Here is an 11,662-nt window from a genome sequence, read left to right as displayed (position 1 = left end):
GTTCAGGTGCTCTGGGGTGCGAGTGGGTCATGGGCGTACGGGCCTCCGAGTCGCGCCGGGGAGTGAGCAGGCAGCAGCTTGGTGCCGGACGTGCGCCGGGCGGCCGAGGCGGGGGCCGGGCTAAGCCCTCCGAGGGAGGGGATCCACCCCTGTGGGCGAACCGGGAGGGGGCGGGGAGGGTCTCCGCGCCGGCGGCACCGACGGGAGCCGTCCGTTCTGACAGAGAGGCCGGTGAGCAGCGGGCTTCCTCAGACCACGGAGATCAGGTCCACCACGAAGACGAGCGTGGAACCCGCCGGGATCAACGGCGAGGGGGACTGGTTGCCGTAGCCGAGGCGCGGGGGAATGATGATCTCGCGCCGACCGCCGACCTTCATCCCCCTGAGTCCCCGGTCCCAGCCCTTGATGACCCTGCCACCCCCCACGGCGAACTTGAACGGCTGGCCCCGGTCCCAGGAGGCGTCGAACTCCTTCCCGGACTCGAAGGTGACCCCGACGTAGTGAACCCGGACGACCCTGCCCGGCTTCGCCTCGGGCCCGTCCCCGACGACGAGGTCCCGGATGGTCAGCTCCTGAGGAGCGTCACCCCCGGGAAGTTCGATCTCGGGCTTCGTCCGTTCACTCATCGCAGCCCCATAGCTCTCCGCTTGCTCTCAGCTTTCTCGCCGCCGGAACCCCCCCGGCGGCGACGTAGCCTACCTGGCCGGGCTCGCGTCATCCGGCCAGCCGTAACCGGTGCGCGGCGGATCGGGTACGGCGCCCACCGCGGCCAGGTCCTGGTCGGCGGCGCGCATCAGCTGACCGGCCAGGTCGCGCATCGCCCGGCTCGCCGCGAGCTCGTCACCGATCTCGGGGATCTCCACGTCCTGCGGATTGCAGCGGGCCTTGCCACGGCCGACCATCGGCGTCTTCCCGTTGTCGAGCACTGCCCGGGCTTTGGTCGTGCCGTCCTCCCCGGTCAGGTGGACGCTGACCTTCCACTCTTCGGTGTGTGTCATGACGTCCTCCTCGGACTCCGGGGCCCTCTGACTCCACTGACTCCACCCGTTTCCAGAATCCCTCCGTGCGGGCTCATTCGCTTGTTGCGTACCGCGTCCTGGCCTATGCCGGCCGGGCGCCGAGGGTGAGGGTGCCGTCCGGGTCGTACGCGATGCGTGAGCCGAAGCCGCGGCTGATCCGGCCCAGGAGGTCCTGAACCCACCGGCAGTCCTTCGCCGACGCCCTCCCAAGCCGCATCCGCCGGGCATGGAAGGGCGTGATGCGCAGGTCGCGGAGCATGCCGGTGCCGGGCTCGAGCGAGGCGAGGTAGAGCAGCCTCAGATCGTCCCTGTAGTTCTCGTAGCCGGTGATGCCCTCGTAGTCGTTGACCAGGTCGCCGCAGCCGTAAACGATGAGCTTTCCCCGGTAGAGCTCAAGCGGGCGTGGATGGTGCGAGGAATGCCCGTGGACGACGTCTGCGCCTCCGTCGACGAGCGCGTGCGCGAATCGGGCCGTTCGCGGCCTCCGCCAGCTCGACGTAGGAGCGGGCGTCCCGGACGTACGTCTCCGCCAGCGCCGGGTCACCGGGGTGCGGAAGTATCTGGTCGACGCCCCGCCCGAGCATCACGTCGCCGACGAGGCACAGCGTGACCAGATCACCGTGCATCCGTCCAGGCTGGAACCCTGCCACCGGGATGTCACGGGGGCTCCGCTCCGAGGGCCGTGACGGCGGCGATCATCCGGTCCCAGAACGGGTCGGTCTCCAGACCCACCGCGACTCGGGCGTTGACCGGGCGGTCGACGTAACGCTGCAGGTCCACCACGGTGGCGCCGCGCGTGTACCGGCCGTGCAACTCCACGACGACGTTCGCGTCCACGCAGTGCACGAGCCCGGGATCGATGACGCGGGCCACCGCGACGGGGTCGTGCAACGGCGGGTGCGGGAACCCCCACAGCGTGCGGTACGTGGACGCGAAGAAGGTCAACAACTCGGCGCACATGCGTCCGAGGGGTGTCCCGAGCCCCTCGAAGCGGGCCACCACCTCGGGCGTGGCCAGTGCCTGGTGAGTGACGTTGAGACCGCACATGGTGACGGGCACGCCACTGCGGAAGACGATGTCCGCGGCCTCAGGATCCGTGAGGACGTTGAACTCGGCCGCCGGGGTCCGGTTGCCCCGCTCCGTCGACCCGCCCATCAGGACGATCTCGCGGATACGGGAAGCGTCCTCGGGAAAGCGGGTCAGCAGGAGGGCGATGTTGGTCAACGGCGCCGTCGGTACGAGGGTGACCGGCTCCGGGTGCCCGGTCAGGATCCGGTGGATGAGGTCCACCGCGTGCTCCGGGACGACGTCCACGGTGGGCTCCGGGAACATCGGCCCGTCGAGGCCGGAGGCACCGTGCACGTCGTCCGCGACGCCGAGTGCCTGGACGAGCGGCCGGGCGCAGCCCGCCGCGATGGGCACATCGGTGATCCCGGCCACCGTGCAGACGCGCCGCGCGTTCAAGGTGGTCTTCTCGACCGTCTGATTGCCCGCGACGGTGGTGATGGCCAGCAGATCGACCGCGGGATCCCCGGCCGCCAGCATGATCGCGAGGGCGTCGTCGTGTCCGGGATCGCAGTCGATGATGATCGGGACGGGCACGTCACTCCTGCCGGTGCGGGGCCGTGGACCCTTCAGTGTGCCGCCGTGCCGGTCCCGTGACCAGGAGGCGCCCGATGAGCGGCTGGGAAACGCTGCGCCCGGCTTCCGGTCGACCGTGCTACCCGGCCGCCGCCACCAGGTGCTTCGTGAACCAGTCCAGGGCAAGGCCGGCCACCTCGTCCAGTGCTCCCGGTTCCTCGAAGAGGTGTGTGGCGCCGGGGACGATGTCGAGCCGGTTCTCGCAGCGCAGCTCCCGCTGGGCCTGCTGGTTGAGGTCGAGCACCCTCGTGTCGCGGCCGCCCACGATGAGGAGCGTGGGTGCCCGTACGTCGGCGAGCCGTGGCCCGGCGAGGTCGGGGCGGCCGCCGCGGGAGACCACGGCGCCGATGTCCGCGTCGGGAGACGCGGCGGCCCGCAAGGCTGCAGCGGCTCCGGTGCTCGCTCCGAAATAGCCGATCGGGACGGCCTGGAGGTGCCGCAGCCAGCGGGTGGCGTCCGCCAGCCTCCGGCCGAGTGTTTCGGTGTCGAAGACGTTCGCGCGGTTGGCTTCCTCCGCCGGCGTGAGCAGGTCGAAGAGCAGGGTGCCCAGCCCGGCCCGGTTCAGGGCCGCCGCCACCGACCGGTTGCGCGGGCTGTGGCGGCTGCTGCCGGAGCCGTGGGCGAACATGACAACGGCCCGTGCACCCTGCGGCATGGTCAGCTCCCCGGTCAGTCTGAGGTCGCCCGCGTCCACCACCACCTCGGCGGTCCGCGCGGGCCGACGCGCCACGAGCCCGTCCGCGGCCTGTGACAGCAGGGCGACGACCTCGTCGTCGGGGGTCTGGGAGAAGTCCTGGTACCACTCGCCGACGGCGCGAAAGGCACGCGGTGTGGAGAGGCACACCACGTCGTCCGCTTCTGTGCGCAGCCGGGCGAGGGCATCCGGCGGCGCCACGGGAACGGCGAGAACCACCCGCGCCGCACCCATCGCCCGCACGACCGCGCACGCGGCCGCGGCCGTGGAGCCGGTCGCGATCCCGTCGTCCACCACGATCACCGTCCGGCCGTCGAGCGGCACGCGCGGGCGGTCGTCGCGGAACCTTCGTGCCTGGCGTACGAGCTCGGCCTCCTCGGCGTGCTCGACCGCCGCGAGGTCCTCCTTGTTGACCCGGCTCTGGCGGACGATGTCGTCGCTGATGACCCGAACGCCACCCTCGCCGATGGCGCCGAATCCCAGCTCCCGGTGGTACGGGACCCCGAGCTTGCGCACCACGATCACGTCGAGTGGGGCGCCCAGCGCCCGCGCCACCTGGAAGGCCACCGGGACGCCGCCACGGGGCAGGCCCAGGACGACGGGATTCGCCCCTGCCAGGTGACGCAGAGCTTCGGCGAGCTGCTGTCCGGCGTCCGGGCGATCAGTGAACATCATGGTGGTTCACCCCAATGAGGGGAGACGGAACCCTGTACACGCCTACTTCGACGCAACCCCATTTGCGACTTCGGCGCAAGCCGGGGACGGTCGGCGTATGGAACGAATCCGAGCGGTCCTGATCGACATCGACGGTGTGCTCACGGTGTCGTGGAAGCCGCTGCCCGGCTCCGTGGAGGCCATGCGGCAGCTCCGGGCCGAGGGAATCCCGCTGGTGCTGGTCACCAACACCACCTCACGGACCCGCGCCTCGATCGCCGCGAGGCTGGCCGCGGAGGGCTTCCCCGTAGGCGTCGACGACATCCTCACCGCACCCGCCGTCACCGCCGGATACCTGCGGGAGCACTACCCGGGCGCCCGCTGTCTGCTGGTCAACACCGGTGACGTCCGTGACGATCTCGCGGGTGTGACGCTCGTCGACGAAGCGGAATCGGATGCGGACGGCGCCGCGCCGGACGTGGTCGTCTTCGGGGGAGCGGGCGAAGCTTTCAGCTATAGGGCCCTCAACCGGGTCTTCAGACATCTGCAGCATGGGGCGCGTCTCGTCGCGATGCATCGGAATCTGTACTGGCGTACCGCCACCGGCCTCGACCTCGACACGGGGGCCTTCCTCCTGGGACTGGAACGGGCCGCCCGGGTCGAGGCGGAGATCACCGGCAAACCCGCCGAAGCGTTCTTCGCCTCCGCCCTCACGCACCTGGGCGCGACCCCGTCCGAGGCCCTCATGGTGGGCGACGACATCGAATCCGACGTGCTGGCGGCCCAGCGCAGCGCAATCACCGGCGTACTCGTCAGGACCGGAAAATACCTCCCCGAGACGCACCGGGCGGCCGACGGTACACCGGACCACGTCCTCGACTCCTTCGCTGACCTTCCCGCGCTGCTGGAACGGCTCGGGCATCGGGAGTGATGCGACGGCGCGCGCGGGTCAGCCGAGCATGGCCGGGGAGTGGGCGTCGCGTACCAGCTGACGTGGCTCGCCGGAGCCGTCGGCGGGTACGGACCACAGGTCCTTGGTGCCGTCGTCGTGCTGCTGGGCGTAGGCGAGGGTGGAGTCGTCGAGCCAGGCCGCTTGGTCGTCCACGCTGCGGGTCTCGGCCGTGGCGGTGATGCGCTGGGTGGCCAGGTCGAGTACGGAGAGCCGCCAGCCCCGGGTCGAGTCGCCGTCGATGGGTGCCTTGAAGGCGATCCTGGTCTCGTCGGGGGAGAGCGAGGGGCATTCGACCTGGTCGCGCACGGTGCGGACGGTGCGCGCGGCGAAGTCGCCCCGAACCAGGTAGCGGTGGCCCTCGGTGTACATGGTCGCGTAGAAGGTGTTGTCGTCCTTGGCGAACGTCACTCCCCAGTAGTTGACGTCGACCGACTGGTAGGGCTTGTCGTCCTTGATGACGGAGAAGGTCTCCAGTGTCTTGAACAGGGTTCCCGTCCGGGTGTCGTAGATTCCGGTGCGCGTGGCGAAGTTGAGGGTGGCGTAGCTGTCACCGCCCACGAAGGCGGTCCAGGAGACCATGCGGCCGTCGGCCGATACGCGGACCCGGTTCGGGACGCCGCTGACCGGGATGGCTTTGCGTTCCTTGAGGTCCGCGGCGAGGACGCGCATCGTGACGGTGCCGAGGACCCCGTCGGCGTAGAGGCAGGCCACCGTCCCCGAGGCGGCGTAGACACGGTCGCACTTGGTCTTCGACACCGCGCGCTTGCCGGCCGGGTCGCCCTTGTCGACGGTGGTCACCTGCCCGGTGCTCGTCAGGGTCAGCAGCCGCGGGCCCGCCGCCAGCGACACGGTCTCGACGGTGGCGGCCGTGTCGGGGGACTGGGCCGACGAGCTGTACCGGACGTAGCCGATCGCGACGGCGGCGAGTGCGAGGGTGGCGGCCACCGTGGTGCCGATGCGAGCCGTGCGCCCGGTCCGGCGCCGTGCGGGAGATGGGCTCGGCTGCGGCTCGGCTTCGGCTTCGATGGTCTGCTCGCTCATGCGGATTCCTCGGTGTCGAAAGCGGTGTCGGAAGCGGTGTCGGATCGGTTGATCAGGAGAAACGCGGTGGCCCCGAGGGCCAGGACGCCCACGGCGGCGGCGCACAGGCCGGCGGTGACCGGGCCCCACAGCTGCCAGGCGAGTCCGAACAGGACGGAGGAGGCGAGGTAGGCGAGCGCCTGCCCGGTCTGGATCAGCGCGAGGCCGGTGGTGCGCAGATGTTCGGGCAGCACCGGAGCCGCCAGCGCCACCAGTACGCCGTCGGTCGCCGCGTAGAACAAGCCGTAGAGGAACAGAACCACTGCCAGGAGCGGCCATCCGTGCAGGGGGCCGAACAGGAGCAGGTACACGAGGACCAGGGTCGTGTAGCCGCCCAGTACGACGGGCACGCGGCCGATCCGGTCGGCCAGCGCCCCGATGGGGACCGCCAGGAGGAGATAGGCCAGGCTGGTGCCGACCGCGAGCAGCGGGAAGGTGCCGACGGACAGCTCCTCGCGGCGTTGCAGGAGCAGGTAGACGAAGCCGTCCCCGATGACGGCGAAGCCGAGCAGGCACGCCGCGACGAGCAGCCGGCGCACCGGCGCGGCCCGCACCAGGGTCAGAGCCTCCCGGGGGGAGACGACGACGGCCGGTGGGCGTCGGCCCGGCCGGTCCCGGACGAACAGAACGAGGATCAGCACGCCGAGCACGGCGATGCAGAAGCTGGTGACCAGGACGGCGTCGAAGGCCTGGCCCGCGGCCGCCAGCACGGCCAGCGCGACCAGCGGCCCCAGAAAGGCGCCGAGACTGTCCATCGCCCGGTGCACTCCGAAGGCGCGGCCCAACGCGTGTGAAGGGGCCGACAGGGTGATCAGTGCGTCCCGGGGTGCGGTACGAAGGCCCTTGCCCGCCCGATCGGCCGCGATGACCAAGCCGATCGCGCCCGCCGAGCGGCCGGCCGCAAGGAATCCGAGCTTGGCCAGTGCCGATATCGCGTATCCGACGCCCGCCACCGCTTTGGGCCGACGGACCCGGTCCGCGACGTACCCGCCGACGAGCCGCAGCAGCGCGGTGGCTCCGGTGTAGAGCCCGTCGAGCATGCCGTAGGCCAGCGGGCTCATGGACAGCCCGACCACGAGGTACATCGGGAGGATGGCGCTGACCATTTCGGCGGAGATGTCGGTCAGCAGGCTGACCGTGCCGAGGGCGAACACGTTGCCGCCGACGACCGTGATCCCGCGGAGGCGGGAGCGGACCGTGGTGCGCGTGGCATCGGCCCCGGGCCTGTCGATCGAGGACAGATACATGCGGGCGGACCTTTCGGGGCGGGAGACGGAGCGGGCACGCGGCCGGGGGCAGGGTGCCCTCCCTCCCCCGAAGGGAGGGCACCCGTCGTCCGGGGTGCCGGTCAGTGACAGGCGTTGGTGCCGCTGTCGGTGAAGGTCTTGCCCGCCTCGGGGACGAACTGCCAGTCGTAGCTGTTGGAATGCAGGGTCAGCTTCAGCACGCCCCACGTGCTGCTGTTGCGGACCTGGCTGTTGGGCTGGATGGTGCCGAAGCCGCCCAGGCCGGTGCCGCCCATGCCGGCGACGAACTGCCGGATGCCGCGGGTGTTGTCCAGTCCGCCGGTGGCGTTCATCGGGGCGAACCGCTCGTAGTTGTGGTTGTGCCCGGTCACGATCGCCTCGGCGTTGTTGTCGTACAGCGCCTGGTACAGCGGCTGCACCGAGGTGTTCGGGCCGTGGCTGGAGCCCGAGGTGTAGCGCGGGTGGTGCCAGTACGCGACGGTGCACGCCTTCGTGCTGGCCGCCAGGTCGCCCCGCAGCCACTGCTCCTGCGCCGAGCCGGCCGAGCACGCCACGATCGAGCAGTTGGAGTTGAGCGCGACGACGTGCCAGTTGCCGAGGTCGAAGGAGTAGTAGCCCTTGGCCGGGTCTCCCGCCGAAGAGCCGAAGTAGTTGAAGTACCCCGAGGCACCTGAGGTGTGGTACTCGTGGTTGCCGGTGGCGGGCTTGGTGCGGGCCTTGTGCCTGCCCCACGACGGGTTGTAGCAGTTGGTGAAGTCGGCGGCCGTGCCGTCCGGGTAGGCGGTGTCTCCGATGGCCATGACGGTGCCGGTGATGCCGTCCAGCAGGTTGGCGGTGGCCTCGTCACCGCCGACGCCGCAGTTGGCGATGTCCCCGGCGCCGACCAGCACCGGGTCACCGGACGGCGGCGGCGTGGACGTCGTGGGCGTGGGCGACGGGCCGGTGCCGGTGGTGACCACCAGCTGCGGGGCGTCCGCGCCGGATTCGCGGGCGTCGTAGTACGCGCCGTCGGAACTGGCGGAGGTGCCGCCGAAGCCGAACGTGCCGTTGCCGGTCACTACCGAGGCCACGTCGATCTCGACCCACTGGTCGTTCGACACCGCGCCGAGCGACGCGAGCGTGGCGCCGTCGATGACCGGCTTGTTGTTCCACGTGACCGCGGTCTCGGACCAGGTGGTGTCGGTCATCGACTTCCAGGTGCCGCCGTTGCCGCTGTTGCCGCCGCTGGTGACGCGGATCCGCAGCTTGGCGCTGGAGACGGCCTCGGTGAGACCGCTGACGGTGAACTTCAAGAACGACCGGCGTACCGGCGAGTTGTCCACGGTGAACTGCGACGAGGTGCCGTAGTTCGTCGTCGGGGTGGTGTCCTGCACATAGGTGTCGGCGACCGGAGTGAAGGTGTTGGTGGCCGCGCTGGCTGCGGGCGCGGCCGTGAGCAGGGCCACGAGGGCGGCGGTCGATGTGGCGATCGCTGCGGTTGCTATGGATGCTCTTCGGATGTGGCGGGTGCCCATCACGTGATCCCTTCCGAGGTGAAGACTGGCGCCCCGTACGCGAGGCGATGAGGAACCTAGGGATCCGCTGTGAGCCACAACTACAGCGGCCACGTGAACGTTGGGCGTGCAGCAGGTGATGTCCTCTTCGTTGTTGAACAGGGGATGCCAACGGCCCGTTGGAGGGGTTCCGCCGACGGGCGTATCGCCATGAGTTCAACGAGGCGTCGCCATCGGGACATGAACACGACATGCGCTCCACGCCTCGGATCGCTCCACTTCCTCGGTGTGACGACATGGACTCCGCCAGGCCTCCGAGCTGCCCCCGGCCGAATGATCAGCGCGCTTCGCGTCGCGCTGGGCGGCATGGTTCTCGCGGGGATTCTGGTGTCGTTGACGGCCCCGACGGCATCGGCCCATGTCCCGACGACGGACGGCACGACCACGATCCGCCAGGAAGGGCCACTGGTTCGCAACACGCTGGAGCTGGACTACGACACGCTCACGAAGGCCGCCGGCCTCGGCGCACTGCCGCGTGACACGAAGGACGCCGAGCACGAGGCCTTTCTCCAGACCCACCGGGCACAACTCGTGGCCTACCTGGCCGACCGCCTGACCGTCGCCCTCGACGGCGCCCCCTGCCCCGCCGAACTCGACGACACGGGGATCACGAAGCGGCAGCAGTTCCTCTACGCCCGCTTGCTCCTGATCCACCGGTGTCCGGGCACGGGGGCCGGTGAATTCACCGTGCGCTACGGGGTGTTCTCCGAGACGCAGGCCATCGGGGCCGAGCACACCAACATGGTCGACTACGAACTCGGCGGTTCGGGCGGGAGCGACGTCTTCGACGCCGGCCACCGTGAACTGCGGGTCGGCCGGAGCGGCGCCGCTGACGCGGGGCGCGGGGCTTCGCACTCCGATGGCCTTGACGTCTCCTGGTCGTCGGTGGGCCGGTTCGTGTCCATGGGGCTCGAGCACATCCTGCTCGGCATCGACCATGTGCTCTTCCTGGTCCTCCTCTTGCTCGGTGCGCAAGGATGGCGCAGCGTCGTCCGGCTCGCGACCAGCTTCACCGTGGCGCACAGCGTGACGCTCGCTCTTGCCGTGCTCGGGTGGGTCGAAGTCCCCGCCGAGATCGTCGAGCCCCTGATCGCCCTGTCCATCGTCTACGTCGCAGTGGAGAACATCACGCGCGGCGAATCGCGGCACCGCGTCCTCGTCGTGTTCGGCTTCGGCCTGTTGCACGGCCTCGGCTTCGCCGGGGCCCTGAGCTTCACCGACGACTTCGCAGGCCGGCTGCTCCTCTCGCTGCTGAGCTTCAACCTGGGCATCGAACTGGGACAGCTCGCCATCGTTCTGGTGGCATTCCCGCTGTTCCTGCTGGCGCGACGCTGCTCCTGGTCGACCCTCGCCCACGCAGCCGCGGCCGCGATCGTCGGCGTCATCGGCCTGGTCTGGTTCGTCGAACGCCTCCTGCCGGCGGGCGGCGCCGCGTAGCCCCCTGTACCAGTGCTTGCCGGGAGGTGCCCGGGGGAGGGGCGGGCGCTGTCGTGCCGTCCGCCCCTCCGCCCGGGTCGACGGATCAGGCCGTCGCAGGCTGCTTCTGGGATTCGGGCAGCGGCGGCTTGAGGCGGCCGGTGCGGTGCAGCCCGTACAGCGCGGTGGAGCAGGCGAAGCCGAGGGCGGCCAGCGCGGCCCACGGCAGTGCGGACATCCCGGAAGCGCGGGCGGCGTCCAGGGCCGCACCGATCCCCAGGTTCCCCAGGGCGATGCCGATGCCGCAGATGGTGTTGTACAGCCCGTAGTGGGTGGCGACCAGGCGGTCGCCGGAGAGCCGCACGATCGTGTCCATCTCGAATGGGTAGGCGATCATCGTGCCCAGGGCCAGCAGCAGGGCGGCGAGTGTCGAGGGCACGGCCGCGAGCAGCCAGCGCCCCGCCCCGCCGTCCGGCACGGGGACGGCCGTGGCGATGAGCAGCGGGATGAACGCGGTGCCCATGGCGAGCAGTCCCCAGGTGAGTGCCCGGCCCGGCTCCGTCCGGGCCTTGCACCAGGCCGTCACCTTGGTCTGGAAGAGGATCGTGCTGAGCCCGGATACAGCGAAGAGCATGGCCGCGGCGCCCGTTCCGAACGCCCCGTCGCCGCCCAGGCGCCGGACTTCCAAGGGCAGGGCGAGATACACCTGGAACGTGAGCACGTACGAGCCGACCATGGCTACGGAGAAGAGCAGGAACGGGCGGTTGGCCAAGATGCCCCGCCATTGGCTGAGCACGCTCTCGCGCGGGGACTCCGCCCGGTCCTTCGCGTCGTTGCCCCGGCGGGCGGGCAAGGCCCGGATCTGCACGATGCTCAGCAGAGCGAAGATCGCGGCGGCCACGAGGCAGGTGATGCGGAAGTCGACCCCGGTCAGCACCATGCCCACCAAGGGGCCCAGCAGGATGCCCGCCTGGTAGAAGACGTTGAACAGGGCGAAGGCCTCGATCCGGCGGTCACCCGCGTCCGCCGCCAGGTAGGCCCGCGTGGCGGGGTTGAACAGGGCTCCGGCCAGCCCTGTCGCGGCGGAGGCGGCGATCAGTGCGGGCACGGAGCCGACCAGCCCGAGGGTCGCGAAGCCCACGATGCGCAGCGCGAGCCCGGCAATGATCATCGGCTTGTAGCCGAAGCGGTCGGCCAGCGTCCCACCGATCAGGAACATGCCCTGCTGGCTGAAGTTGCGTACGCCCAGGACGAGTCCGACGATCCAGCCCGCCAGCCCGAGCGATCCGGAGAGATGCTGAGCGAGGTACGGCATCAGCATGTAGAAGCCGAGGTTGATGGTGAATTGGTTCACCATCAACAGCTGGACGCTGTGTTCGTAGGAACGCATGTGTGCCAGGGTGCTC

10 protein-coding genes and 1 pseudogene are annotated in these 11,662 nt (G+C 70.3%); 2 read left to right on the top strand and 9 right to left on the bottom strand.

Annotation, left to right across the window (positions count from 1 at the left end; genetic code table 11):
* Positions 1 to 248 precede the first annotated feature (248 nt).
* From AC3IYI_RS05300 to AC3IYI_RS05280, 5 genes and pseudogenes are all read right to left on the bottom strand, one after another.
* Complete coding sequence (locus AC3IYI_RS05300; RefSeq protein WP_489409100.1) at positions 249 to 626, bottom strand: FKBP-type peptidyl-prolyl cis-trans isomerase; 378 nt, start codon at positions 624 to 626, stop codon at positions 249 to 251.
* Positions 627 to 695: 69 nt separating this feature from the next.
* Entirely contained in the window at positions 696 to 998 is a 303-nt protein-coding gene (locus tag AC3IYI_RS05295) for a DUF1876 domain-containing protein (protein ID WP_489409099.1), read from the bottom strand.
* Between the two features lie 103 nt (positions 999 to 1,101).
* Positions 1,102 to 1,491: pseudogene (locus AC3IYI_RS05290) on the bottom strand (CapA family protein); the annotation flags it as partial.
* A 185-nt stretch (positions 1,492 to 1,676) separates the two neighbouring features.
* Entirely contained in the window at positions 1,677 to 2,621 is a 945-nt protein-coding gene (locus tag AC3IYI_RS05285; RefSeq protein ID WP_489409098.1) for a nucleoside hydrolase, read from the bottom strand.
* Between the two features lie 118 nt (positions 2,622 to 2,739).
* Positions 2,740 to 4,029, bottom strand: coding sequence for a phosphoribosyltransferase family protein (locus AC3IYI_RS05280; RefSeq protein ID WP_489409097.1), 1,290 nt, complete (start codon positions 4,027 to 4,029; stop codon positions 2,740 to 2,742).
* A gap of 97 nt (positions 4,030 to 4,126) precedes the next feature.
* Between AC3IYI_RS05280 and AC3IYI_RS05275 the strand changes: the two genes are divergently transcribed.
* Positions 4,127 to 4,939 carry an HAD-IIA family hydrolase gene (locus tag AC3IYI_RS05275; protein ID WP_489409096.1) on the top strand — a complete coding sequence of 271 codons (813 nt, stop codon included), beginning with the start codon at positions 4,127 to 4,129 and terminating at the stop codon, positions 4,937 to 4,939.
* Between the two features lie 18 nt (positions 4,940 to 4,957).
* On the opposite strand, the gene AC3IYI_RS05270 is transcribed toward AC3IYI_RS05275, so the two are convergent.
* From AC3IYI_RS05270 to AC3IYI_RS05260, 3 genes are all read right to left on the bottom strand, one after another.
* Entirely contained in the window at positions 4,958 to 6,001 is a 1,044-nt protein-coding gene (locus tag AC3IYI_RS05270; RefSeq protein ID WP_489409095.1) for a hypothetical protein, read from the bottom strand.
* Positions 5,998 to 7,287 (bottom strand): MFS transporter, encoded by a 1,290-nt coding sequence (locus tag AC3IYI_RS05265; RefSeq protein ID WP_489409094.1) that lies wholly within the window; start codon positions 7,285 to 7,287, stop codon positions 5,998 to 6,000. The genes AC3IYI_RS05270 and AC3IYI_RS05265 overlap by 4 nt, the downstream gene beginning before the upstream one ends.
* 101 nt (positions 7,288 to 7,388) lie before the next feature.
* Complete coding sequence (locus tag AC3IYI_RS05260) at positions 7,389 to 8,801, bottom strand: CBM96 family carbohydrate-binding protein (RefSeq protein ID WP_489409093.1); 1,413 nt, start codon at positions 8,799 to 8,801, stop codon at positions 7,389 to 7,391.
* A gap of 312 nt (positions 8,802 to 9,113) precedes the next feature.
* Between AC3IYI_RS05260 and AC3IYI_RS05255 the strand changes: the two genes are divergently transcribed.
* Positions 9,114 to 10,277: a HupE/UreJ family protein gene (locus AC3IYI_RS05255; protein ID WP_489409092.1), complete on the top strand. Its 1,164-nt coding sequence runs from the start codon at positions 9,114 to 9,116 to the stop codon at positions 10,275 to 10,277.
* Positions 10,278 to 10,362: 85 nt separating this feature from the next.
* Here AC3IYI_RS05255 and AC3IYI_RS05250 read toward each other — a convergent pair whose 3' ends face one another.
* On the bottom strand, positions 10,363 to 11,646 hold the full coding sequence (locus tag AC3IYI_RS05250; RefSeq protein ID WP_489411893.1) for an MDR family MFS transporter: 1,284 nt from the start codon (positions 11,644 to 11,646) through the stop codon (positions 10,363 to 10,365).
* Between the last annotated feature and the right edge of the window lie 16 nt (positions 11,647 to 11,662).

The sequence above is a fragment of the Streptomyces sp. GL_148 genome, from assembly GCF_057834205.1.
This window is presented reverse-complemented; position numbering and strand designations above follow the sequence as displayed.